The sequence below is a fragment of the Nocardioides sp. GY 10127 genome (assembly GCF_004919085.1).
Classification (GTDB): Bacteria; Actinomycetota; Actinomycetes; order Propionibacteriales; family Nocardioidaceae; genus Nocardioides.
Genome location: NZ_STGL01000002.1, coordinates 333,815 through 358,432, shown reverse-complemented (window position 1 = coordinate 358,432; position 24,618 = coordinate 333,815). Strand labels below are relative to the sequence as shown.

The 24,618-nt window shown below is 74.1% G+C and carries 18 protein-coding genes; 12 read left to right on the top strand and 6 right to left on the bottom strand.

Going from position 1 to position 24,618, the window contains the following annotated elements; translation table 11 throughout:
- Window positions 1-80: 80 nt before the first annotated feature.
- Window positions 81-383 (bottom strand): hypothetical protein, encoded by a 303-nt coding sequence (locus E8D37_RS03310; protein ID WP_136568328.1) that lies wholly within the window; start codon window positions 381-383, stop codon window positions 81-83.
- A gap of 385 nt (window positions 384-768) precedes the next feature.
- On the opposite strand from E8D37_RS03310, the gene E8D37_RS03305 reads away from it, so the two are divergent.
- The 6 genes from E8D37_RS03305 to E8D37_RS03280 all read left to right on the top strand — a co-directional run bounded on the left by E8D37_RS03305 (window position 769) and on the right by E8D37_RS03280 (window position 10,696).
- Window positions 769-2,379 (top strand): DUF3375 domain-containing protein, encoded by a 1,611-nt coding sequence (locus E8D37_RS03305; protein ID WP_136568327.1) that lies wholly within the window; start codon window positions 769-771, stop codon window positions 2,377-2,379.
- On the top strand, window positions 2,376-3,218 hold the full coding sequence (locus tag E8D37_RS03300) for a DUF4194 domain-containing protein (RefSeq protein WP_136568326.1): 843 nt from the start codon (window positions 2,376-2,378) through the stop codon (window positions 3,216-3,218). The genes E8D37_RS03305 and E8D37_RS03300 overlap by 4 nt, the downstream gene beginning before the upstream one ends.
- Entirely contained in the window at window positions 3,215-6,757 is a 3,543-nt protein-coding gene (locus E8D37_RS03295; RefSeq protein WP_240770155.1) for an SbcC/MukB-like Walker B domain-containing protein, read from the top strand. The genes E8D37_RS03300 and E8D37_RS03295 overlap by 4 nt, the downstream gene beginning before the upstream one ends.
- Window positions 6,758-6,846: 89 nt before the next feature.
- Entirely contained in the window at window positions 6,847-7,317 is a 471-nt protein-coding gene (locus E8D37_RS03290) for a hypothetical protein (protein ID WP_136568325.1), read from the top strand.
- Between the two features lie 173 nt (window positions 7,318-7,490).
- Complete coding sequence (locus tag E8D37_RS03285) at window positions 7,491-10,142, top strand: LuxR C-terminal-related transcriptional regulator (protein ID WP_168929591.1); 2,652 nt, start codon at window positions 7,491-7,493, stop codon at window positions 10,140-10,142.
- Window positions 10,143-10,222: 80 nt separating this feature from the next.
- Window positions 10,223-10,696 (top strand): SHOCT domain-containing protein, encoded by a 474-nt coding sequence (locus E8D37_RS03280; protein WP_240770154.1) that lies wholly within the window; start codon window positions 10,223-10,225, stop codon window positions 10,694-10,696.
- A gap of 149 nt (window positions 10,697-10,845) precedes the next feature.
- On the opposite strand, the gene E8D37_RS03275 is transcribed toward E8D37_RS03280, so the two are convergent.
- The 4 genes from E8D37_RS03275 to E8D37_RS03260 all read right to left on the bottom strand — a co-directional run bounded on the left by E8D37_RS03275 (window position 10,846) and on the right by E8D37_RS03260 (window position 16,255).
- Entirely contained in the window at window positions 10,846-12,522 is a 1,677-nt protein-coding gene (locus E8D37_RS03275) for a SulP family inorganic anion transporter (RefSeq protein ID WP_206055541.1), read from the bottom strand.
- Window positions 12,519-13,202, bottom strand: coding sequence for a GAP family protein (locus E8D37_RS03270; protein ID WP_136568323.1), 684 nt, complete (start codon window positions 13,200-13,202; stop codon window positions 12,519-12,521). The genes E8D37_RS03275 and E8D37_RS03270 overlap by 4 nt, the downstream gene beginning before the upstream one ends.
- On the bottom strand, window positions 13,199-15,586 hold the full coding sequence (locus tag E8D37_RS03265; RefSeq protein ID WP_136568322.1) for an arylsulfatase: 2,388 nt from the start codon (window positions 15,584-15,586) through the stop codon (window positions 13,199-13,201). Before E8D37_RS03265 ends, E8D37_RS03270 begins: the two co-directional genes overlap by 4 nt.
- Window positions 15,587-15,730: 144 nt before the next feature.
- Window positions 15,731-16,255: a DUF308 domain-containing protein gene (locus tag E8D37_RS03260; protein WP_136568321.1), complete on the bottom strand. Its 525-nt coding sequence runs from the start codon at window positions 16,253-16,255 to the stop codon at window positions 15,731-15,733.
- A gap of 240 nt (window positions 16,256-16,495) precedes the next feature.
- Here E8D37_RS03260 and E8D37_RS03255 point away from each other — a divergent pair, with 240 nt between their 5' ends.
- Both E8D37_RS03255 and E8D37_RS03250 read left to right on the top strand, forming a co-directional pair.
- Window positions 16,496-17,695 carry an AI-2E family transporter gene (locus E8D37_RS03255; protein ID WP_136568320.1) on the top strand — a complete coding sequence of 400 codons (1,200 nt, stop codon included), beginning with the start codon at window positions 16,496-16,498 and terminating at the stop codon, window positions 17,693-17,695.
- Window positions 17,692-18,723 (top strand): DUF389 domain-containing protein, encoded by a 1,032-nt coding sequence (locus E8D37_RS03250; RefSeq protein WP_206055540.1) that lies wholly within the window; start codon window positions 17,692-17,694, stop codon window positions 18,721-18,723. Before E8D37_RS03255 ends, E8D37_RS03250 begins: the two co-directional genes overlap by 4 nt.
- A gap of 18 nt (window positions 18,724-18,741) precedes the next feature.
- Here E8D37_RS03250 and E8D37_RS03245 read toward each other — a convergent pair whose 3' ends face one another.
- Entirely contained in the window at window positions 18,742-20,100 is a 1,359-nt protein-coding gene (locus E8D37_RS03245) for an MBL fold metallo-hydrolase (protein ID WP_136568319.1), read from the bottom strand.
- A gap of 373 nt (window positions 20,101-20,473) precedes the next feature.
- Here E8D37_RS03245 and E8D37_RS03240 point away from each other — a divergent pair, with 373 nt between their 5' ends.
- The 4 genes from E8D37_RS03240 to E8D37_RS03225 are packed head-to-tail and all read left to right on the top strand — an operon-like array spanning window position 20,474 to window position 24,591.
- Window positions 20,474-21,541 carry an ABC transporter ATP-binding protein gene (locus E8D37_RS03240; protein WP_136568318.1) on the top strand — a complete coding sequence of 356 codons (1,068 nt, stop codon included), beginning with the start codon at window positions 20,474-20,476 and terminating at the stop codon, window positions 21,539-21,541.
- Window positions 21,538-22,818: a spermidine/putrescine ABC transporter substrate-binding protein gene (locus tag E8D37_RS03235; protein ID WP_136568317.1), complete on the top strand. Its 1,281-nt coding sequence runs from the start codon at window positions 21,538-21,540 to the stop codon at window positions 22,816-22,818. Before E8D37_RS03240 ends, E8D37_RS03235 begins: the two co-directional genes overlap by 4 nt.
- Window positions 22,815-23,735 (top strand): ABC transporter permease, encoded by a 921-nt coding sequence (locus tag E8D37_RS03230; protein ID WP_136568316.1) that lies wholly within the window; start codon window positions 22,815-22,817, stop codon window positions 23,733-23,735. Before E8D37_RS03235 ends, E8D37_RS03230 begins: the two co-directional genes overlap by 4 nt.
- A 1-nt stretch (window position 23,736) precedes the next feature.
- Entirely contained in the window at window positions 23,737-24,591 is an 855-nt protein-coding gene (locus tag E8D37_RS03225) for an ABC transporter permease (RefSeq protein WP_136568315.1), read from the top strand.
- The last annotated feature ends 27 nt before the right edge of the window (window positions 24,592-24,618 follow it).

Here is a 24,618-nt window from a genome sequence, read left to right as displayed (position 1 = left end):
GACGGGGACGCACGACGGGGGCGCACCCGGGGAGGAGTCCGGTGTGCGCCCCCGTGCGGGCGGCCGTGGTTGCGGCGGGGTCAGACGGCCTGGAGCTCCTTGGCGTGCTCGGCGTCGACCGCCGCCTGGTCGGCCGGCAGGGGCGCGATCGGGGCGGCCTGGGCCAGGACCGGGGCGTCCTCGGTGGCACCGACGGCGGTGGCCTCGGGAGCCGGGGCGGCGGCGCGCGGGGTCTGGTTGCTGTACACCCGGGTCGCCATGACGAGGTAGAAGCCCATGAGCGCGAACACGGCGACGGCGACGATGCTGAGGTAGGCCACCCACCACATCGACGTGTGGGCGAAGGGGTGGTCGTACATGCCGAGGGCGCCGGCGCTCTCCATGGGGACTCCTTGGGTGCTCGTCCGCGGCGTGGTGGCTGCGGGGCGGTGGTCCACGTCGGCCGCGGGTGCGGGCCGTGCGGTGATGGGTCCGAGCGTCGCTGGCGCGCGGGGTCGCGGGTCAGGGGCCGCGGCCCCTGCTCGAGCGGCCTCACGGCCCCGGCTCCGGCGGTCTCCCGGCCTCTGCGACCGGGTCGCGCGGCCCTGGACCAACGTCAAGAACCCCCTCCGGGGTTATGGGGGTCCGGGTGGCCGGCTGGGCGTCCTGCGGGCCGGTTTCGTGGCTCGCCGGGTGCCTCTGGGATGCTGGGCCGCTGCGCCCGCCGCTCCCGCGGTGACGGCGCGCCACCAGGGGTGCCGGGAGGCGCTCGAGCGCGAGGGAGGGTCAGTGAGCGACGTCGCCGCCGAGCTGGCGCGCGTGCAGCACGCGTTCGCCCAGCCGACCCTCACGCTCCTGCACCAGCGGCAGGCCCCCGTGGTGATGACGCTGTTCCGCGAGGCGTTCGGGCGGCAGAACCGGCCGGTGGAGACCGCCCGCCTGCACACGCAGGTCGAGGAGCACCTGGCCGCCGTCCGCGGCGCGATCGGGGCCGAGCTCGCCGCGGAGCTGCTGCCGGTGGGCTCCGGGCGGGAGCTGTGCCAGCGCTGGATGCGCGGCCGCTGGCTCGTCCGGGCCCTCGACGAGCGCGGGCGCGAGGTCTACACGCTCACCTCGCACGCCCAGCAGGCCCTCGAGCTCGTCACCACCCTCACCCGCGACCGCGCGACCCTGAGCGAGCACCGGATCGCCACCATCCTCTCGACCACCCGTCGGTTCAACGCGGAGGCGAACCCCGACCGGGGCGCCCGCGTCAGCCTGCTCAACGAGGAGATCGCGCGCCTCGAGGCGGAGCGGGACAGGCTCGTGGACGGCGGGGAGCTCGGCGGGGCCGACACCGACTACATGTCCGAGGGCTTCACCGAGCTCCTCAGCCTGGTCTCGGCGCTGCCCTCCGACTTCGCCCGGGTCGAGGAGCGGTTCGCGACCATCCGCACGGAGATCCTGGCGGCGTTCCGCGCCGAGGAGCGGCCGGCCGGCGAGGTCATCGACGCCTACCTCGCCCGCGCGGACGCCCTCATGACCGCGACCCACGAGGGGCGTGCGTTCGAGGGGGCGTTCGCGCTCCTGCGCGACGACCAGACGGTCGGCCAGCTCCGGGAGGACCTGGCCGCCCTGCTCGAGCACCCGCTCTCGGACGGCATCCTCGGCGACGCCGAGCGGGCCGAGCTGCGGGGGACGGTGCGCCTGGTCCGCGACGGTCTCGACCGGGTGCTGGCCCAGCGCTCGCGGGTCACCGCGACGCTCAAGGAGTACATCGTCAGCCACGACGCCCAGCGCGACCGTGAGCTGGAGCAGACGCTGCGGCACCTCGAGGCCGAGCTCACCACGTGGATGGCCGCCACCGGCCCGCGCGCCACCCACGACGTCCCGCTGCTCCCGGCCCGGGTGGGCGTCGAGCACCTGCGCGAGCGCTTCTTCGACCCCGCCGACGACGTCGCCCCCGAGCGGCTGGTGGCGGAGGACGCGGACACCGAGCCCGTCACGATGTCGGAGCTCGTCGCCCAGGGCGGCCCCCGGATCGGCGGCCTGCGCGCCCGCCTGGACGAGGCGCTCACCTCGCTGGACCCCGCGGACTCCCTCGGCGAGGTCTTCTCGCGCCTGGAGGACGACCTCCGGCGACCGGTGGAGATCTTCGGCCTGCTCCACCTCGCCGCCGAGCGGGACTGGGCCGTGCCCGAGCCGGTCGGCCTGCCCGACCACGAGACGGACGCGCCGGGTGCGGTGCTGCCGGCCAGGCCGCTGGAGCGGTACGCCACGGTGCGACCGGACGGGTCGACCCGGGCCTTCGAGGTGCCACGCCTCGACCTGCCGGACCCCGACCTGCCCGCTGCCGACCAGCCCGCCTCCGACCAGCCCGAGACCCCGCACACCCACCACGCCGAGGAGGACCGCTCGTGAGCACCGATCTCGACCAGGCCGCGACGGCCGACGCGCTCGAGCCGACCGACCCGACCGACCCGACCGACGCGACCGAGCGGGCCGAGACCTGGGACGACGCCGCGCCCGAGGAGGAGCGCGAGGCCGCATCGGTCTCGCTGTGGGAGGGCGACGAGGGCGGGCTGGAGTACGCCCAGCGGCACTGCCTGGTGGCGCTGCTGAAGAACCGCTTCGTCTCCGCACGCACCCACGCGCGTGACTGGCCGGTCCTGGTGGAGAACGAGCGGGTGATCCGCGCCCGGCTCGCCGACCTCTTCCTCGAGCTGGCCATCGACCGCGAGCGGGAGGTGGCCTGGAAGCGCCAGGCGGTCTCCGAGACCGGCAGCCGCTTCCCCACGCTGCTGCACGACGCGGCCTGGACCCGCGAGGAGACGCTGGTCCTCGTGCACCTGCGCGACCGGCTGCGCACCGGGCTGGCCGGCGGCGAGGCGCGGGTCTACGTCGACCGTGAGGACCTGCTGCGCTACGTGGCCGGCTTCCGGCCCGTGCACGCCACCGACGTGGCCGGCGACGAGCGGCGGGCGCGCAACGCCGTGCTGGCCGTCGCGAAGGCGGGCCTCCTCGTGCCCACCGCGTCGGACGACCGCTTCGAGATCAGCGAGGCCGTCGAGCCGCTGCTGCCGCTGGACCTGCTGCGCGACCTGCTCGACGCGCTGCGCCAGGCCAACGGCACCCAGGTCGAGGTCGAGGACGACACCGCGCTCTTCGACGACGAGGCCGGGACCGTCCCCGCGGACGTGGCCGAGCAGCCCGCCGAGGCCGAGCAGCCCGCCGAGGCCGAGCAGGAGGAGCAGGCGTGAGCCGGGAGACCATCGAGGAGCGCACCGCCCCGGAGACGCTCGACGACACCGCGCCGGGCGCCGCACCCGCGGACCCGCCCCTGAGCCGGCCCGTCGACGACGGCGAGGGCGACCCGCCGCCCACCGACGGCCTGTTCGACCCCGAGGCCGTCCTCACGCCCTCCGACGACACCGCCCAGTGGCGCGCCGAGGAGATGCAGCTGGTCAACTGGGGCGGCTTCACCGGTCTCACCCGGGTGCCGCTGGGAGCGGCGGCGACGATGATCTCGGGCGCCTCCGGCGTCGGCAAGAGCACCGTGCTCGACGCGTACACCGCGCTGATGATGTCCTCGGACACCAAGTTCAACGGCGCCTCCAACGACGCCGTCTCGGGCCGCGCGCGGGGCGCCGGCCAGCGCAACCTCCTCTCCTACCTGCGCGGTGCGGTGGACGTCGTCGACGACCCGCGCACCGGCAAGCCGGTCGAGCGGCTGCTGCGCGGCAAGGGCGTGGACACCTGGGGCGCCGTGGCCATGACCTTCCGCAACGACTCCGGCGGCCGGTTCACCGTCGCGCGGACCTACTACGTCGGCCGCCGTGCCACCCGCTCCGCCGACGTCTCCATGCAGCTGCTCACGCTCGACGCCCCGCTGTCGCTGGCGATGCTCGAGCACGCGGTGCCGGACCGCTTCCACGCGCTCGCCCTGAAGAAGCTCTACCCGGGGGTCCGGGTGCACCGGACCTACGCCGAGTTCGCCGCCGTCCTGCACGCCCGGCTGGGGATCGGGGCCGGGGGCGACGGCAGCAAGGCGCTGCGGCTGCTGGCCCGCATCCAGGCGGGCAACCAGGTCCGCAGCGTCGACGAGCTCTACAAGGACATGGTCCTGGAGCGTCCGGCCACCTACGCGGCGGCCGACCGGGCGGTCGCCCACTTCGACGACCTGGACGCCGCCTACGACGCGATGCGCACCGAGGAGGCCAAGCTCGAGCTCCTCGGGCCGATCACCGCGCTGGAGTCGCGGCGCGTCGCGGCCACCCGGCGCCGGGCGGACCTCGACGCCTACGGCGTGACCGCGACCGGCGACAGCCCGCTGCGCCAGTGGCTCCTGCGCACCCACGCGCGACTGCTGGACGCCGCGGTCGAGGAGAACCGTGACGCCCGCGCACGGACCGCCGACGAGCTCGCCGCCGCCGGCTCCGCCGAGGCCACCCTGGCCGCGGACCTGGAGGTGGCCAAGGAGGCCCACGCCGGTGCCGGCGGCGGGACGCTCCAGCAGCTCGCGACCGCGCTGGAGCAGGAGCAGGCCGTGCTGGCCACCCGCGAGACCCGGCGGGACGCCCTGGCCGAGCGGCTGCGTCCCCTGGCCCTCCAGGCGAGCGAGACGGGGTCGGGGGAGGACCCCCTGTCCGCGCTCGACGACGCCGCGGCCTTCACCGCCCTGCAGGCCGACGCCCGCGCGCGGCTGGCCGTGGCCGAGGAGGAGTCCGAGCGGCTCCGTGCCGAGCGCGACTCCGTGCGCGACCGCCGCTACCCGATCCAGGCCCGGCAGTCCGAGCTGCGTGCCGAGCGCGCCTCCCTCGAGGTGCGGGGCGGACGGGTGCCCGCCCGCATGCACGAGCTGCGCGACGAGGTCGCCGCGGCCTGCGGGCTTCACCCGCGCGAGCTGCCCTATGTTGCCGAGCTGCTCGACGTGGCTCCCGAGCACGCCCGCTGGCGCACCGCGGTGGAGACGGTCCTGGGCGGCTCCGCCCGGATGATGCTGGTGCCGCTCCCCGAGCTGGCCCGCTTCTCCCGGGCCATCGACGGCCTGCGCCTGCGCGGGCGACTGGTGTTCGAGGGCGCCGAGCTCGACCTCCCGCTCCCCGGCTCGGCCGACCCCGACCGGGTCGCCGGCAAGGTGGTGCTCGCGGACTCGCCGTTCGCGGGCTGGGTCGCGGCCCACGTCCGCGAGCCGGGCCGGAACGCGCTGTGCGTGGAGTCGGCGGCCGGTCTCGAGGGCGACGGGCTCCGGGTGACCCTCGCCGGCCAGACCCGCAGCGGTCGTCGGGGCACCCACGGGCGCACCGACCCCCGCCCCATCATCGGCTTCTCCAACGCCGACGCGATCGGCGACCTGGACGAGGAGCTCGTCGGGCTCGAGGAGCAGCTGCGCGACCTCGACGCGGACGTCGAGCGGCTGGACCGCCGGGCCCTGGCGCTGGAGCAGCGGCGCGCGGCCTCCGAGGCGCTGGTCGCGGCGCGGTTCGACGACCTCGACGTCGCCGCGTCCGCCCGGCGGATCGCCGAGCTGGAGCGGCGCCGGGCGGAGATCCTGTCCTCCGACGACGGCCTCCAGGTCCGGCAGGCCCAGGTCGGCGAGCTCGAGGCCCGGCTCGACGAGGCGCGCGCCCACCGGTTCGGGCTGGAGCAGCGCCGGCGCACCCTCGCCGACGAGCACGCGGAGCTCGTCGACGCCCAGGACCTGGTCGCCGACCGTCTCGAGGCGAGCGAGCGCGCCGGGTCCGTGGCCCTCACCCCCGAGCAGGACGCCGCGCTGCGCGCCGAGCTGACGGCCGCCGTCGCCCCGGCGGACCCGGACGACCTCGCGCGCTTCACCGAGCACAGCCAGCGGCTCGCGGCGCGGCTGCGCGACGCGGTCGCCGAGGCCGAGGCGGAGATCGCCCGGGCCGAGGACGAGCTGGCGTCGGTGTTCCGCCTCTACCAGCTGCGCTGGCCGAGCCCGAACCTCGGCACCGGCGCCGCGTCCTACGCCGACTACGCGGCCGTGCTGGAGCAGGTCCGCGGCACGGGCCTGGCCGAGCGCCGGGCCGAGTGGCGGCGCCGGCTGACGGAGTGGTCGGGGCAGGACCTCGTGCCGCTCCTGGGGGCGATGTCCTCCTCCGTCGAGGAGATCGAGGACCGGCTGGAGCCCATCAACGCGATCCTGCGCCGCCTGGAGTTCGGCGCGGCCGGCGACCGGCTGCGCATCCGCCTGCGCCGTCTCTCGCCGGCCCACGTCGGCGCGTTCCTGCGCGACCTGCGGGCACTGGCCGCGGGCGACCCCGGCCACCTCGACGAGGAGGGCCTGGAGCGCCGGTTCACCGACCTCGCCCGCTTCATGACGCAGCTGCGGCCCTCGGCGGTGCCGGGGGAGACGAGCGACCGCGACCGGCTGCTCGACGTGCGGCGGCACGTGGAGATCTCCGCCGAGCGCTTCGACGCCGCCACCGGCGAGGTCCGCGCGACCTACCGGACGCTGGGGGAGAAGTCCGGCGGTGAGAGCCAGGAGCTCGTGGCGTTCATCGTGGGCTCGGCGCTCCGCTTCCGGCTGGGCGACGAGCTGCGCTCGCGCCCCCGGTTCGCGCCGGTCTTCCTGGACGAGGGCTTCGTCAAGGCAGACTCCGAGTTCGCCGGGCGCGCCGTGCGGGCCTGGCGCGGACTGGGCTTCCAGCTCGTCATCGGGGTCCCGCTCGACAAGGTGACGGGGCTGGAGCCGCACATGGACGAGCTGCTCGCGATCACGAAGAACCCCACCACCCACCGCAGCTGGATCACCCCCGTCAGCCCGACCGCGGGCTGAGGCCGGGACCGGTGGCCCCCCGGGAACACCCGTCGACGTCGGCGGGTTCTCCCGGGGACCCTGCCCGCCGAGACCACCCGAGGCCGACGTTGAGCCCGTTCCGCCGCCTGCGTGCCGCGCTGCCCGCGTCGACGCCGTCGAGCACGGCGCTCGAGGCAGCTGCGGGGGCGGCCGGGACCGGGGCCGCTGACGAGCCCGTGCCCGACTGCGTCGCGCTGGTGCTGGCCCACCGCGTCTGCGCCCAGCGGGCGCTGCAGGAGGCCACCGGCGGAGCGTCCCTGTGCTCGCTGGCCCGCTCGGGCCACCCCCTGCCCGCGGCGACGTTCCACGAGGGCGCCGTGGTCGCCCTCGGCCTCGTGCTGCGGGCGCAGCGCGCGGCCGGGCCCGGCTCCGCCTGCGACGGCCAGCTCCTCGAGGTGGTCACCCGCGTGCGTGACCAGTGGTGGGCGGAGCAGGCGCCGATGGCGGCGCGCGGGCCCGCCTGGGACGCGTACGCGACCGGGGGCGACGAGGCGTTGCGCGACCTCCTGGAGGAGCTCGGCGCCCGCACGGACCGCTGAACCACGCGTTGATCGGGCCGTCCCCCGGCCACGGACGGCTCCGTTCCGCGACGCTCCCGGCCGCGGGATAACTCCGGGATGCCCCAGAGGGTTCTTTACATTGAGGCTCGAGTGGGGTTCCCGGGGTGCGACATCCCCGGGTTCCTGCGTTCCGCCGACGAAGGGGGGTCGGGGTGGAGACGCAAGTGGCCCACCGCCCCCGCGGCGGGCCGGACCTGGCAGCCGTGGTCGTGCGGCCGCGGCTCGAGCACGCCGTCGACGCGTTGCTCGACGGCACCCCCGGGGGCCCCCGGGCGGCGCTGGTCAGCGCGCCTCCGGGCTTCGGCAAGACGACGCTGGCGAGCGCCTGGGCGCACCGCGCGGGCCAGCGCGGGTGGGACACCGCCACCTGCCGCCTCACGCGCTCGGACGTGAGCCCTCGGCTGTTCTGGCGCACCCTGCTCGACACGCTGCGCGCGGCGGGGCCGGAGACGGCCGCCGCGCTCGAGGGCCTCACCGCCCCGGACCGGGTCGGCGACGTCCACCACCTCCTCGACCTGCTCGACCGGCTGGCCGGGACGCCCCGCCCCCTGCTCCTCGTCCTGGACGACGTCCACCTCCTGCACGGGCGGAGCGTGGTCGACGACGTCGACGAGCTCGTCCGGCGTTCCCCCGCCTCGCTGCGGCTCGCCCTGGTCGGGCGACCGGTCGCGAGCCCCGACACGGCGCTGGACCTGCGCCTGTCCGGAGCCTTCCTCACGCTGGGCGCCGAGGACCTGGCGTTCACGGCGGCCGAGGCCCGTCGGGCCTGCCCCGACCTGGACCCGGCCGTCCTGTCCGCCGTCCTCGACCGCACCGAGGGGTGGCCGGCCCTCACGCGGCTGGTGGCCGCCGCCGTCGGTGAGGGCTCCGTGCTGGGCGGCACCTGGCCGCAGCAGCGGGCGCTGTTCGAGGAGGTCATGCTCGAGACGCTGCGCCGGCACCCGGACGAGGACCTGCCGGTCCTCTTCGCGGCCGCCTCCGCCGAGCAGGTCCCGCTGGAGCTCCTGGTGCACCTCACCGGTCGGGGCGACGCCGGCGAGGTGATGGAGCGGGCAGCGGCCACGACCGGCCTGGTCACCCGCGAGGGCAGCGACCCGCTGCCCAGCTACCGCCTGCACGCCGGGCTCCGCGCCTACCTCGAGGGCGAGCACGCCCGTCGCGACCTCCCCGGCGTCCGGGCCCTCGCGGCCGCGGCCGCGCGCTGGCACCTCGTGCGGAGCCAGGGGCTCGAGGCCGTGGCCCAGGCCGTCCGGTCGGCCTCGGAGCCCCTCCTCGCCGAGGTGCTCTCCCTCGTCGGCCCCCGCATCGTCAACGAGGGCGCCGCCGAGGAGCTGCTCGGCCTGCTGACGCCCGAGGACGCCCACCCCGGCGAGGGCGTGCACCTGCCCGGCTGCCCCGGTGACGGATCGGGCTGCGCGGCGGCCTGGATCGACGCGGTCGTCGCCCGCGCCCTGCTCGACACCGGGCGGGTGCAGGAGGCGAGGGCCGTGCTCCGACCCCTGCCGGCCGAGGCCGACGAGGACCTGCGCCTCGTCCGGGAGGCCGTCGACCTGGACCTGGCCCGGCTCCGCGGCCGTCGGGTCGAGGAGGCCCCCGAGGCGGCCGCCACCCTGGACCCGGACGTCGAGCTCCAGCACGCGCTCGCCCGGGGCGCCGTCCTGCTGCGCCAGGGCCGCCTCGAGGAGGGCGAGGCGGTGGTCGTCGAGGCGATGACCCTCGCCCAGGGCCTCCACCGCTGTGCCGCCGCGCTGGGGCTCATGACCATGCACGCCGTCGCCGGTGCCGCGCGCTCCGACGCCGCCCTCACCGCGCGCCGCGCCGCCGCGGGCCTCGAGGTGGCCCGCGCCCGCGGCTGGTCCGACAACGCGCGCGCCGGGCACCTCCACCTGCTGGCGGGCTGGGCCGCTCGGGTGCAGCTGCGCGACGTCGAGGCCCGGCACCACGCCCAGCTGGCCCTCCAGCTGGTCGGCCCGGCCGACGACCCGAGCGCCCGGGTGAGCACGTGGGCGCTGGCGGCCGCGACCCGGCTCGAGGGGCACGAGGGCACGGCGGAGGACGCCGACCGGCTGCACCGCGTGTGGGAGAGCATGGACGACCAGTCGGTCTCGGCCGAGGCGGTGGTCTACATCGCCATGGCCGACGTCCAGGTCTGCCTCGCCCAGCAGCGGCCGGAACGCCTGCGCGAGGTGCTGGACGTGATGCGCAGGCGCCTGGACGGCGCCCGCGGACCCGCCAGCGAGGTCGGTGACCTGGGGGAGGTGCTCGTCGCGACGGCCGCCCTGGAGCTGCTCCGATCGCGTCGGGCCGCCGCCGTCGAGCGGCTCTCCGCCGTCACGGACGGTCGGGCCCGGTGCGTCTCGCGCTCGACGCGGCTCGAGGCCGCCGTCCTGCTCGCCAGGCTCCACCTCCAGGCGGGCGACCGGTTCCGCGCGGTCTCGCGCTGCCGGGACGCCCTGGCGCTGGCCGAGGGCCTGTCGATGCCGCGTCCCCTGCTCGAGCTCGGCGGCCCGGACGTGGTCGGGCTGCTGCGCGAGGAGTCCGGGGCGTGGGGGCCGTGGCAGCCGTTCGTCGACGAGCTGCTCCCGCTGGCGGTCCGCGACGCCGGGCCGGCGGTGCCGCTGACGCACCGGGAGGTCGACGTCCTGCGTGAGCTGGCCACGCTGCGCACGGTGGAGGAGATGGGGGAGTCCCTCGTCCTCTCGGTCAACACGGTCAAGACGCACCTGCGGGGCGTGTACCGGAAGCTGGGCGTGACGTCGCGCCGTGACGCCATCGTCGAGGCCCGCCGTGCCGGGCTCCTGTGACGGGTCTCTCCCTCTTGCGCGCGGGCGCGCGAGCGTGCACCGCCACGACACCTGCAGGGTTCACCCGCGTCGGGTGAGTCGTGCCGCTCACCCGCCTCACGAAGGTGGGAGCCGCCGCGGCATCGCCGCTGCCGGCCGGCGGACCGTCCTCCGTCTCCTCACGGAAGTGGTGCTACATGTCGTTCCTCGACGTCCTCTGGGCGATGCTCGTCGGCTTCGCCCTCGTCGCCTACCTGATGATCATGTTCTCGGTCATCGTCGACCTGTTCCGGGACGACTCGACCAGCGGCTGGCTCAAGGCGGTCTGGGTCGTGTGCCTGATCCTCTTCCCCCTGCTCACCTCGCTCGTCTACCTCATCGCCCGGGGCAACGGCATGGCCGCCCGCTCGGCGGCGACCTCGAAGAAGGTCGAGGAGCAGACCGAGGAGTACATCCGCTCGGTCGCCGGCTCCGGCCCGGCGGCGGAGATCGCCCACGCCCACCGGCTCCTGGAGCAGGGCGCGATCAGCGAGTCCGAGTACGAGGCGCTCAAGGCCCGCGCGATCGCGGTCTGAGCCCCGTCACGGTCTGAGGGTCCGAGCCCCCCTTGGGCCCTCACCCCCCGAGGCGGAGCAGCACCACGCACAGGGTGCCGCACCCCTCCCGCCTCGGGGGAGCCCCGTCGACACCCTGTGCGGGGTGTCGCCGGGGCACCCCCCGCCGCTCAGTCGCGACGGCTGCGAGCCAGGGCGACCGCCTCGTCGACGGCCAGGACCTCCTCGCCCGCCGCGCTCACGTCCCGCACCTGGCCCACGGCGCCGGCCACGACGAGCCGGACGTCGCGCCGTGCCAGGTCGCGCTCCAGCCCGTCGAGGGCGGCCGCGCCGGTGACGTCGAGCGCGGGCATCGTCCTGGCGTCCAGGACGAGCGTGTGCGTGCCCGGCCCGGGCAGCGCCAGCAGCCGCTCCCGCACGTGGGCGGCGCCGGCGAAGAACAGCCCGCCCTCGACCCGGGCCACCACCACGTCGTCCTCGACGGCGAGGTCGGGGTGGCGCTCGGCGTCCACCCAGGAGCCCGCCGGGGCGTCCGGCACGCGCGCGAGCCGCGCCACGCGGGGCCGGGAGGCCCGCTGGAGCAGCAGGAGCAGCGAGACGCCGACGCCCACGAGGAGCCCCGGCAGGGTGTCGAGCAGGAGGACGCCCACGAGGGCCGCCAGGGCTCCCGCGAAGTCCGCTCGGGCCGCCGGCCGGGGCGTCACTGCGGACGAGCCCACGGCCCAGAGCCGCCGCATGCCCCGCACGTCCACCAGGTCGATCACGGCGGCCACGACCACCGCGGCCAGCACGGCCTCCGGGAGGTCGGCGAACAGCCCGGTGAGCAGCAGCAGCGTGAGCACCGTGAGCGCCGCGCACACGACGCCGGAGAGCTGGGTGCGCGCACCGGCCTGACCGTTGACCGCGGTCTTGGAGAGGCTGCCGTTCACCACCATGCCGCCGAGCAGCCCGGAGCCGGCGTTGGCGGCGCCGAGGGCGGTGAGCTCGCGGTCGGGGACGACCTCGTAGCCGTCCCGGGTCGCGTAGGCCGACCCCGCGGCGAGGCCCTCCACGAACCCCACGAGCAGGACGCCGGCCGCGGGACCCAGCAGCGAGAGGTACTGCCCGAGGTCGGAGCCCGGGAGCGCGGGACGCGGCAGGCCCGAGGGCACGTGCCCCACGACCTCGACCCCGTGGGCGTCCAGGTGCCCGACGGCGACCGCGAGCACCCCCAGCACGACCACCACCAGCGAGCCCGGCACGCGCGGCGCCCAGCGCCGCAGGCCGAGCACCACGGCCAGGGCCGAGACGCCGAGCACGGCCGTCGTCGGGTGGAGGTGCGGGAGCTCGCGCAGCAGCCCCCAGGAGCGGGCCAGGAACCCGCCGTCCGCCTTCTCCACCCCGATGAGCGCGGGCAGCTGACCCACCAGGATGGTGAGCGCGAGGCCCACGACGAAGCCGCGGAGCACAGGGGCGGAGACGAAGGCGGAGAGGAACCCCAGGCGGCACAGGCCGGCCAGGACCCCGAGGACCCCGGTGACGAGGGCGAGGCTGACGCCGACGCGCAGGACGTCCTCGGGCGTGCCGTCCGACCAGGTCAGCGCGATGGTGGCGCTCAGGGCCGCGGTGGCCGACATCGGCCCCAGGACGAGGTGCCTCGAGGTGCCGAGGAGGGCGTACAGGACCAGGGCCGGCACCGCGGCGTACAGACCGACCACCGGCGGCAGCCCCGCCACGGTCGCGTAGGCCAGCGACTCCGGGACGAGGACGGCCCACACGGTGAGCCCCGCGAGGACGTCCGGCCGCAGCCAGGCGCGGTCGTAGCCGCGGCGCCAGGGGGCGAGCGCGCCCGGTGTCGGGGTGCTCACCAGGACACGGCCACGGTGGTGAGGCCGTCCCCGACGAGCTTGGCCCCGAGCACGAGGAACAGGACGAGCATGACGGCCCAGCCGTGGGCGTCGAGCCAGCTGCGCACCCCGTCGAGCAGCGGGCGCGCCGCCTCCCCGGCCACCAGCAGGTAGCCCACGGGCGCGAGCACGCTGAGGGAGGCGACCAGCACGAAGACGACGACCACGACCGCGGTGCCCGCGCCCGTGAGGCCCCGGCCGGCCACCTCGACGCCTGCGGCGAGGGTGAGGCCCAGGTTCTTCGGGTTGACCGTCGCCAGGGCGGCCGCCGTGACGACGACGCGCCCCGGCGCCATGCCGGCCACGGCGGCGAGCAGGGCCGGCGGCTCGGCGGGCTGCCCGGGCCGTGGTCGCCCGCGCACCTGCCGCACGGCGAGTGCCCAGAACAGCAGGCCCACGACGATCGCCAGCAGGCCGGCGGCCAGGCCCTTCTCGCTGCCCGACCCACCGGGGTCGAGCACGAGCACGGCGACCAGGAGGACGGCGAGCCCGCCCGCCCACCCCGCCAGGAAGGCCGGCCCCGCGGACCGACCGCGCGGGCCGACGAGCACGAGGAGCAGGGCGATGACCGGCAGCGGGCTCAGTGCCACGCCCACCGCGCCGCCGAGCGTGGCGCCGACGGCGCCCAGCGCGTCGCTCACTGCTTGCGGTACCGGGCCCGGACCACCATGTCCGGGTCGTGGTACGCCTCGGGGTCGATGTCCAGGACGACGCGGTGGATCGTCCCCGTGAAGCGTCCCTGCGGCGTGGGGTAGTCCGGCACGACCGGGTCCAGGCTGTCCAGGCCCACGTCGAGGCCCTCGTCGAAGGAGAACAACGCGGGCACCGTCCGCTCCAGCCTGCCCTTGCCGATCTCGTCCAGCGTGGGCTGGGCCTCCCCGTCCGGGTGCCCCGTCCCGGCGAGGAAGCGGACGTCGCCGCCGCGCCCGGCCCCGCCGCCGTCGTAGTCGAAGCGCAGGACGAGCGTGATGGGTCCGGCGGGGAGCGGAGCGTCCGCCCGGACGCGGGTGACCTCGAGCCCGACGTAGTTGTGCACGTACACCGGCACCCCGTCGTCCAGGTACAGGCACCAGCCGCCGAAGCCCCCGCCCTGCGCCACGATCACGCCGTCGGCCCGCTGCCCGTCGACGGCCTCGGGCAGGTCCAGCACGCAGGTGGCGGTGAACGAGGTGTTCTTGACGTTGAGCACGGTGTTCTCGTTGAGCCGGGTCATGCCGGGCAGCAGCACCATCCGGGTGCGGCCCGCCATGAGGTCCTGGCGGCCGGCGATGTTCGGGTCGAACCGCTCGCGCTGCCGGTCGTCGAGCGGGAGGACGTGGTAGCGGGTGGCCTCGAGCAGGAAGCGGTCCTGCAGCTCGGCGAGCTTCTCCGGCTGCTCGGCGGCGAGGTCGTGGGCCTGGGTCCAGTCGTCGGGCCCGTAGAGCTCCCAGGTGTCGTCGCGGAACGCGGGGACGGGGTAGGAGCGGTCCGGCCAGGGCAGCAGGTGCTGGGTCACGGCGGTCCACCCCTCGTGGTAGATCCCGCGGTTGCCGGCGATCTCGAAGTACTGGGTGCGGTGCCGGTCGGCAGCCCCCGCGTCGTCCAGGCAGTACAGGAACGACGTGCCCTCCAGCGGGGTCTGCGCGACGCCCTGCACCTGGGTGGGCTCCGGGATGCCGGCGAGCTCCAGGATCGTCGGCACGACGTCGATGACGTGGGTGAACTGGTGCCGGACCTCCCCGGCCGGCACCCGCCCGGGGAGCCGGGCGATCATGCCGGTGCGTGTGCCGCCCCAGTGGGAGGCCACGATCTTGCTCCACTGGTAGGGCGTGTTCATCGCGTGCGCCCAGCCCGCGGGCACGTGGTTGAAGGCAGACGGCCCGCCCACCTCGTCCAGCCGCTCCTCGATCTGCGCGGTCGTCATCGCCACGTCGTTCTGGTAGGCCATCTCGTTGAACGTGCCGTAGGCGCCGGCCTCGGCCGAGGCGCCGTTGTCGCCGAGGATGTAGAGCACCAGGGTGTCGTCGAGCGTGCCGCGCTGCTCCAGCGCGGCCAGCAGCCGGGCGACCTGGTCGTCGGTGTGCGTCGCCATCGCCGCGTAGGCCTCGAAGAGGCGGTTCCCGACCCGTCGGTCGTCCTCGCCCAGCTCGGAGTACAGCGGGATGTGCGGGTTGGGCGGCGTGAGCTCGGCGTCCTCGGGCACGACGCCGAGCTCGCGCTGCCGGGCGAACGTGCGCTCGCGCTGCTCGTCGTAGCCGTGCTCGAAGCGGCCGCGGTAGTGCTCGAGGTAGCTGCGCGGTGCGTGGTGCGGGGCGTGGGTGGCGCCGAACGCCAGGTAGGCGAACCACGGCTTGTCCGGGGTGAGCGCCTCGAGGGTGCCGGTCCAGGAGATCACCTGGTCCACCAGGTCCTCGGAGAGGTGGTAGCCCTCCTCCGGCGTCCGCGGCGGCTCGATCGGGGTGGTGCCCTCCACTAGCGCCGGCGTGAACTGGTGGGTGTCGCCGCCCAGGAAGCCGTAGAAGCGCTCGAAGCCCTCGCCGGTGGGCCACCGGTCGAACGGGCCGGAGGGGCTGGTCTCCCACGGAGGGGTCTGGTGCATCTTCCCGAAGGCGCCGGTGGAGTAGCCGTTGAGGCGCAGCACCTGCGCCAGCGGGGCGCAGTCGTCCGGGCGCACCCCGGTGTAGCCGCGCACGGCGGTGGCCAACTCCGCGATGACGCCCATGTTCACGGTGTGGTGGTTGCGGCCGGTGAGCAGCGCCTGGCGGGTGGGGGAGCACAGCGCGGTGGTGTGGAACCGGGTGAACCGCACGCCCTCGGCCGCCACCCGCTCCGCCGTGGGCATCTCGCAGGGGCCGCCGAACGCGCTGCTGGCGCCGAAGCCCATGTCGTCGATGAGCACGACGAGGACGTTCGGGGCGCCGTGGGGCGGCCGCAGCGGGGGCACCGGGGCCGTGGGTGCCGCGTCCCGCACGTCGACGGTGAGGTCGCCGGGCGGCACGGGCCGCTGGGTCGGCAGGTGGTGGCGGTCGACGGACGGGTCGCTCACGGGTGGCCTCCGAACGGGAAGGGGAGCAGGATGGGGGAGCGGACCGGCGAGGCCGACACGCGTCAGCAGACTCGTCCGTGGGTCGCGGACGGTCCTCACCCGTGGCGGGTGAGGAGGTGGTCCGTGGGGATCGAGGGCCCGAGGTCAGCAGACGGTGAGTGCCTCGCGCCGCGCGAGGGCGCCCGCGACCACCCACACGACGCCGATCGCCGCGAGCACCGCGCCCAGCGCCACGGTCAGCGTGAGCGCGCCCCGGCCCGGGTTGAGCACCAGCAGGACGCCGGCGAGGACGCCGAGCACGCCCACGGCCAGGTCGCTGACGCGCGGCCAGGCCACCGCCCGCAGCAGCTCCACGAAAGCGGCGGCCACCAGCCACGCGCCGAGGAGCATGGTCAGCGCGGCGCCGGCCTGGAAGGGCCGGGCCAGGGCCACGGCGCCGACCGTCACGGCGCCGACGCCGAGGATGCCGAGGACGACCTTGTCGACCGTCCCGCGGACGACGAGGGCCGCCAGCAGCGTGACGACCCCGTCCACCACGGCCCAGGCCCCCAGGGCGATCGCGAGGGCGCTGACCGTCGTCATCGGCCACACCGCCATGGCCACGCCGGCGGCGAGCGCCACCAGGCCGCGGACCACCAGCAGCCGCCACGAGAGATCGAGCCACTCCATGCACCGACGCTAGGTGTTTGCTGTGAGGCCCCCCTCATCCGTTCCGGGTGAGGGGTCCCGGGACCTTCGTCCTGGCGCGGTGCGGGCCCGGCTGCCGTCCGTGGCGTCCGTCCGGTGACCTCCTGGGGGAGGTCCTGGGACGGACCTGCGCGGTCGGGTGCCGCGGCGGCCCTCGCGGCCCTAGGGTGTCGGCGCAGGACGTCGCCGGGCAGGGTGCCCGGGTGGGGTGGGGGAGGACGCATGAGCAGCACGAGCGCGACGCAGCCGGGTGACGAGGCCGGTACCGAGGCGGCTGCACCGGCCGCGGTGCTGGGGGGCGGCGGCGGGCTGCCGCGCGGCGTCCTCATCCTCTTCGGCTGTGCGATGGCGGTCATCACCGTCGCCGGCATCCGGGCCGTCCACGGGATCGCCGGGCCGGCCTTCCTGGCGGTGGTCCTGGCCATCGCGGCGGCGCCCGTGCGCACGCTGCTGGCCGACCGCGGGGTGCCGCGCTGGATCGGCACGACGCTGTCCATCCTCGTCGTCTACGTCGGCATCGTGCTGCTGGCGGGCGGGATGCTGCTGGCCGCCGCGAAGTTCGCGACGCTGGTGCCGGAGTACCAGGCCCAGTTCGCCGAGCTGGTCGCCCAGGCGGGCGACCTCCTGCGGGACCTCGGCGTCGACAGCGCGCAGATCCAGGCGATCCTCGCGTCCTTCGACCTCTCCCGCGTGGTCTCGGTGGTCACCCTCGTGCTCTCCGGCACGGTCTCCGTGGCCACCAACCTCGTCTTCATCGTCACCCTGGTGCTCTTCGTCTGCCTGGACGCTGGCTCCTTCGGCCAGTACCTGGAGAGCCTGCGCGGCGAGCACTCGGAGTTCGTCGAGGCGCTGAGCTCCTTCTCCCGCCTGACCCGCACCTACCTGATCGTCTCGACCGCGTTCGGCCTGGTGGTGGCCCTGATCGACACCGGGCTGCTCTACGCGCTGGGCATCCCCGGCGCGCTGCTGTGGGGCCTGCTGGCGTTCATCACGAACTACATCCCGAACATCGGGTTCGTGCTCGGCCTCGTGCCGCCGGCGATCCTCGGCCTGCTGGAGGGCGGCCCGGGCCTGATGCTGATCGTGATCGTCGCCTACTCGGCGATCAACGTGATCATCCAGTCGGTGATCCAGCCCAAGCTCGTGGGTGACGCGGTGGGGCTCTCGGCCAGCATCACGTTCCTCTCGCTGGTGGTCTGGGCCTGGATCCTCGGCCCGGTCGGGGCGGTGCTCGCCGTGCCGCTCACGCTGCTCGTGCGGTGCATCTTCGTCGACGTCGACCCGGCCGCCCGCTGGTTCGGCGGTCTCATCGGCACGGCCTCGTCGGTCCCCGCCGCCACGGCCCCCACCGCCGACGGGTCCGCGGGCCCCGGGAGCGAGGACGTCGCGGGCGAGGCGGCGTCGGCCGAGCCCCGTCCGTGAGCGCGGGCGGCGCGCCCACGCGCTTCCTCCGCCTGCCCAGCCTCGACGACGACGACGTCCGGCGGATCACCGGGACCTTCTTCGTCGAGGGCGCCGCACGAGCGCGGATGCTGTCCGCGTTCTGGATGCTGCTGGTGCTCTCCGCGATCATCGCCTCGGCGGGGGTCGTGGCGGACTCGGCCGCCACCGTCATCGGCGCGATGATCGTCGCGCCGCTCATGCAGCCGATCCTGGGCACCGCGTGCGCGGTGGTGCTGGCGCGTCGGCGCCAGATCGTCCTCAACCTCGCGCTCGTGATCGCCGGGGCGCTCACCGTCGTCGTCATCGGGTACCTGCTCGGGCTCACGGTCCACGTCCCCGTCGTCGCCGACACGAACTCCCAGGTGGCGGGGCGGGTCAGCCCGCGGCTCATCGACCTCGTGGCGGCCCTGGCCACCGGCGTGGTCGGCGCCTACGCGCTCACGCGGTCGGACGTGGCCGACAGCCTGCCGGGCGTCGCCATCGCCATCTCCCTGGTGCCGCCGCTGGCCGTGGTCGGCCTGACCCTGGAGTCGGGGGAGCCCGACCAGGCGCTCGGGGCGCTCCTGCTCTTCGGCACGAACGTGGCCGCGATCATCGCCACCGGGACGATCGTGCTGCTCCTCGCGCGGCTGCGCGACGCGGCACGGCGGGCAGGGGAGCCCGTCGGCCGCCTCGCGGGCCGCACGCTCCTGGTGGTGGTCGGCTCGGTCGTGCTCGTCAGCATCCCGCTGGGGCTCGGCAGCCGCAGCGTCCTGCAGGAGCAGGTGGTGGTCTCCGAGGCCCAGCCGGTGGCCGAGCAGTGGGCACAGGACCAGGGCTGGACGCTGAGCGACGTCGCCTGGCGCTCCGGCACCCTGCGGGTCGTCGTCATCGGGCCCGTCACCGACGACGAGGACGCGGAGCTCGACACGCTGCGTCCGCTGCTGGACGACGCCGGTCTGGCGGACGTCGACCTGGTGGTCACGCTCGTGGCCGGCGGCTCCGCCACGCTCCCGGGCTCGGCCTGAGCGCCCCTCGCCCCCCGCTCAGGCGGTGAGCCCGAGCTCGACGGCGTGGGCGAAGTCGTCGTCGACGAGCACGACGTCCCGGCCGGCGCGCGCGAGCAGGCTGGCGGCGATGGAGGCGCGGAAGCCGGACTGGCAGTGCACCCAGACCTCGCCCGCGGGCACCTCGTCGAGGCGGTCGAGCAGCTCGTGCAGCGGCACGTGGACGGCGCCGGGGACGGCCGCGTCGCCGTGCTCGGCGTCCATGCGGACGTCGAGCACGAGCGGCCTCCCGCCCCGCTCGACCAGGGCGGCGACGGCCTCGAAGCCGACGCTGCGGTAGGAGGCGGGCTCGCCGTCCACCAGGTCCGCGATGGCCCCGACGGCCGCGCCCGCGGGCCGCTCGACCCCGATCCGCACCAGCTGCCGCTGGGCCGCCTCGACGTCCTCGGGCCGCTCCGCCACCAGCGTGAGCGGCGTGCCCCACGGGATGATCCAGCCGAGGTAGGTGGAGAACGCCCCGGAGACGTCGACCGAGATCGAGCCGGGCACGTGGGCAGCGGGGTACAGCGTCCGGTCGCGCAGGTCGACGACCCAGTGGCCCCGGGCGACCGCGTCGCGCAGGCCTGCCGCGTCCACCGGGGCGGGCGGGGACAGGTCCGGCTCGCCCGGGCCCTCGAGGTTCCGCGGCGCCATGTGCGCGTAGTACGCGGGGTAGGCGGCGAGGTTCGCCACCAGCGCGTCGACGAAGGCCTGCTCGTCGGCGGTGGTGAGCGCGTCGTTGCGCTGCTTCTCGGTGCCGATGGTCGAGCCGTCGCCACCGGTGGCGGAGCCGGCCGAGCAGAAGCTGCCGAAGCCGTGGGTCGGGTAGAGCGGCGCCTCGTCGGGCAGCATCGCCGCCAGCCTGTGGGCGGAGCGGTACTGCGCCCGGGCCAGGGTGTCGGTGTGGTCCGGGCCGAGCAGGTCGGGACGCCCCACGGAGCCGTAGAGCAGGGAGCCGCCGGTGAACACGGCGGGCACCTCGGCGTCCGGCGTGGTGACGACGAACCCGAGGTGGGTGTGGGTGTGGCCCGGGGTGGCGACGACGCGCACCTCCAGGTCGCCGTACGTGCGGACGTCGCCGTCGCGCACGCCCACGCGCTCGAAGGCCACGGGGTCGTCGGCGTTCACCAGGTACTCCGCCCCGTGCGCGCGGGCGAGGTGGTGGCCGCCCGTGACGTAGTCGTTGTGGATGTGCGTCTCCGCCACGGCGAGCAGCGTGAGCCCGAGCGCGGTCAGCCGGTCGGTGACCCGGTCGGTGTCGCGCTGCGGGTCCACGACCACGGCGTGGCGGGTGTCGTGGACGAGGTAGCTGCGGTCACCGAGCTCGCTGGTCTCGATGATCTCCACGGCGAACGGCATCGGGGTCACTCCTGTGTCGGGGACGGCGTCGGGACGAGGGCCAACCTAACCCCCAGGGGGGTTATTCCGGCGAGGGGGTCGGCCGATCTCCGACGTTCGTCGAGCAGGAAGTGCTCCACCTCTCCTTCTCTCTGGCAAGGAGGTACGGATTTCGTTACGGGGCTGTGCTTTGGCTTCGAATCCTGATACTCAGGGGGCACAAAGAAGAATGATTCAGTGCCGAAGCCTTCTCTTGACCCTGCCGTAACACAGGACTGGTTCTCTCAGCCCCAGTCACGTCCGTCGCCGGCTCCGGAAGCCGGTCGCCCTGGAGGTCATCTTGTCCGAAGCCCCGCCCCCCTCCTCGTCCGAGGCGGCCATCTCCCTGCGGGGAGTGAGCCGTCGGTTCGGTGACGCGATCGCCGTGAACAACCTGGAGCTCGACCTGGCCCAGGGCGAGTTCTTCGCCCTGCTCGGCCCGTCGGGCTGCGGCAAGACCACGACGCTTCGCATGGTGGGCGGCTTCGAGCTGCCCAGCACCGGCCGCATCTACCTGGACGGCACGGACGTCACGGCGCTGCCCTCGCACAAGCGGGACGTCAACACCGTGTTCCAGTCCTACGCCCTGTTCCCGCACCTCACGGTCGCCGAGAACGTCATCTACGGCCTGCGTCGCCGCGGCACCGCCAAGAAGGAGGCGTTCACCCGGGCCGAGGAGTACCTCGAGCTCGTGGGTCTGACCGGCTTCGGCAAGCGCCGCCCCACGCAGCTCTCCGGTGGTCAGCAGCAGCGCGTCGCCCTGGCCCGCGCTCTCGTGAACCACCCCAAGGTCCTGCTCCTCGACGAGCCCATGGGTGCTCTCGACGCGCAGATCCGCAAGACGATGCAGACCGAGCTCAAGCGCATCCAGCGCGAGGTCGGCATCACGTTCCTCTACGTCACCCACGACCAGGCCGAGGCCATGTCGATGGCCGACCGCCTCGCGGTGATGAACAAGGGCCGCATGGAGGACATCGGGACGCCGGCGCGGGTCTACGACCACCCGAGCACCGCGTTCGTGGCCTCGTTCCTCGGCAGCTGCAACGTGCTGCCCCTCGGCACGGAGGGCGGCCCGACGACGCTGCCCGACGGCTCCGCCACCCTCGTCGAGGGCGCGACCGCCCCCGCGACGTCCGGCTGGTCGCTCGGCGTCCGCCCGGAGCGGGTCAACCTGGCGGAGGCCGGGACCGTGAGCGGCCCCAACGCCACCACCGCCACCATCACGGACGTCACCTACCTCGGTGCCGTCAGCGAGGTCCACCTCGAGACCGCGTGGGGGACGCCCGTCCAGGTGCTCCAGCAGCGCGGGGACGCCGGCCTGCTCGTGCCGGGCCGCCAGGTCGCCATGTCCTGGAAGGCCGACGAGTGCTTCTGGCTGCCGCCCGAGAACGAGACCCCGACGACCCAGGAGGACGCCGCGTGAGCGCCGACGACAAGCTGAACGGGCGCGGAGCCCTCGACCTCTCGTTCCTGCGGGGTGCGGCCAAGCCGCGCGCCACCGGCGGCGGGATGAGCCGACGGAACCTGTTCCGTGGCGCGGGCGCCGTGGCCGGCGCGGGCGCGCTGGCCTCGGTCGCCTCGGCGTGCTCGATCCAGGGCACGCAGACCTCGGCCACGGCCGCGGACGCCACCGACTGGTACGCGTGGTGGGCCGGCAAGAAGCTCAACGGCCAGTTCAGCTTCGACAACTGGGCGGCCTACATCGACCAGGACAAGAACGGCAACCACCCGTCGCTGGACACCTTCACGAAGAAGACCGGCATCAAGGTCACCTACGACGACGCGGCCGTCACCGACACCGCCACCTACTACGGCAAGATCGCCCCGTCGCTCGCGGCCGGCAAGCCCATCGGCGCCGACCTGTTCGTCATGACGAACGGCTGGGAGTTCACCGAGCTCGTCAACAACGGCTACGTCGCGGCCCTGGACAACAAGCTGCGGCCGAACTTCCTGCGCAACGCCGACGAGTCGGTCCTGTCCCCGTCGTACGACTTCAACTCGACCTACAGCGCGGTCTGGCAGTCCGGGTACACCGGCATCGCCTACCACTCCGACCTCGTCGACGGCGAGATCACCAGCTGGGAGGACCTGACCAAGGCCCAGTACAAGAACCAGGTCGCCATGTTCGGCTCCCTCGACGAGCTCTCCCAGGTCGGGCTGCTCGTCAACGGGGTCACCCCGTCGTCCTCGACCAAGAGCGACTGGGAGGACGCGGCCGACTGGCTGACGAACAAGCTCTCGCCCAACGTCAAGAAGTTCTACGACCAGGGCTACCTGGACGCCTTCAAGTCCAAGCAGATGGCGATCACCCAGGCCTGGTCCGGTGACATCCTCGCCATCCAGGCGAACTTCCCGAAGGTGAAGTTCGTGTTCCCCGAGGAGGGCTTCGGGGTCTGGCACGACAACATGATGATCCCGGTGACGGCGGAGAACCCGCTCGACGCGATGACCTGGATCAACTACTACTACCAGACCTCCGTGGCCTCCGTGATCGAGGACTGGATCTGGTACAAGTCCCCGGTGGTCGGTGTGCGCGAGTACATCCGCAAGGTCATCGACGACCCGGACTACGTCAACAGCGAGCTGGCCTTCCCGCCGAGCGACGTGCTGGCGCGGGCCTACGAGTACGTCTCCATCAAGGACCGCACCACGTACGACACCTACACCTCCATCTTCAACCCGGTGGTGCAGGGCTCGTGACGTCGGCGACCACTCTTCCCGAGGCCGCTCCCACGCGCCGGGTGCGCCTGGAGGCGCTGCGCCGTGGGGTGACGCCGTACCTGCTGAGCATCGCCGGCTTCGGCTGGCTGGGCTTCTTCTTCGTCATCCCGCTCGTCTCCGGCCTGCTCGTCTCCCTCATGACGGGCAACCCGGACCAGGGCTACGTCCTGACGTGGAACTGGTCGGTCTACGCCGACCTCTTCACCGGCCCCACGCCCTACTGGCTGTACCTGGTGCGCTCGCTGACCTACGGCCTCAGCGCGACCGCGTTCACGATCATCCTGGCGTTCCCGGTGGCGTACTTCATCGCCTTCCGGGTCAGCGCCCGCTGGAAGACCACGCTGCTGGCGCTGGTGATGGTGACGTTCTTCGTCTCCTTCATCATCCGCACCGACATGTGGTTCTACCTGCTGGGCGGCAACGGGCCGATCACCCGGGTGCTGGTCCACCTGCACGTCCTCGACCACGGCCAGACGTTCCTGTCCACACCGGGGTCGGTCATCGGCGGCATGGTCTACAACGACTTCGCCTTCATGGTGCTGCCGATCTACGTGGCGATGGAGCGGATCGACCCGCGGCTGCACGAGGCGTCCAACGACCTCTTCGGCAACCGGGCGAACACGTTCTTCCGCGTCACCGTCCCGCTGACCCGCTCGGGCGTGTTCTCCGGCATCCTGCTCGTCCTCATCGACACCGTGGGCGACCCGGTGAACTCCTCGATCCTGGGCGGCAAGGAGACCTACACGATCGGCCAGGCCATCCAGAACGCCTACTTCACCACGCAGCAGTACAACGTGGCCGCAGCGCTCTCCACGCTGCTGATGGCGATCCTGGGCATCATCCTGTTCCTCTACGCCCGCGTGGTCGGCACCGAGAACATCGAGGACCTGATCTGACATGAGCGACCAGACACTCACCCGGCGCCCGACCTTCGGCCCCGGTCCGCTCCACCCGGACGACATCCCCGAGGTCAAGCCGCGACGGAAGCTCGGCCTGCCGCTCTTCTACTGCGGCATCGTGACCTTCCTGCTGATCCCGATCGTCGCGATGATCGTCTACTCGTTCAACGTGCCGACGCGCAACGCGATCACGCCCGTGTGGCAGGGCTTCACGCTGGACGCCTACCTCAACCTGTTCGCGGTCCAAGGGATCGCGGAGGCGTTCTTCACCTCGGTGGCGATCGCCGCTGCCTCCGGCCTCGTCTCGGTGCTCATCGGCCTGCCGATGGCGCTCGCGCTGAGCCGGTACCGCTTCCGCGGCAAGGGGGTGCTGAACTCCATGATCTTCCTGGACATCTCGGCGCCCTCGATCGTCGTCGGCTCCTCGGCGCTGGCGTTCTTCCTCTCGCTGAACTTCACGATGGGCTGGACGACGATCCTCATCGTGCACGTGGCGTTCAACATCGCCTACGTGGTCACGACCCTGCGGGCGCGGCTCTCGGGCATGGGGCAGAACCTCGAGCAGGCGGCCGGCGACCTCGGTGCCTCGCCCCTGGTCGGCTTCTTCACGGTGACGCTGCCCCTGGTGGCACCCGGCATCGTGGCCGCGTTCCTGCTGGCCTTCGCGATGTCGATCGACGACTACGTCATCACGTCGTTCGTGAACGGCTCGACCGAGACCTTCCCGCTGTACGCCTACGGCTTCACCAAGAAGGGCATGGCGCCGCAGGTGCTCTGCTTCGGCACGATCGTCTTCGTCGTCGCCGTCTGCCTGGCGTTCCTCAACGGTCTGCTCAACCGCCGGCGCCCCTGACGCGGAGCCCGCGTCACCCGCACCACG

Coding starts and splice junctions, on each gene's coding strand:
- E8D37_RS03310 (WP_136568328.1), bottom strand. CDS start 383: ATGGAGAGCGCCGGCGCCCTCGGCATGTACGACCACCCCTTCGCCCAC.
- E8D37_RS03260 (WP_136568321.1), bottom strand. CDS start 16,255: ATGGAGTGGCTCGATCTCTCGTGGCGGCTGCTGGTGGTCCGCGGCCTG.
- E8D37_RS03255 (WP_136568320.1), top strand. CDS start 16,496: ATGAGCAGCACGAGCGCGACGCAGCCGGGTGACGAGGCCGGTACCGAG.
- E8D37_RS03245 (WP_136568319.1), bottom strand. CDS start 20,100: ATGCCGTTCGCCGTGGAGATCATCGAGACCAGCGAGCTCGGTGACCGC.
- E8D37_RS03225 (WP_136568315.1), top strand. CDS start 23,737: ATGAGCGACCAGACACTCACCCGGCGCCCGACCTTCGGCCCCGGTCCG.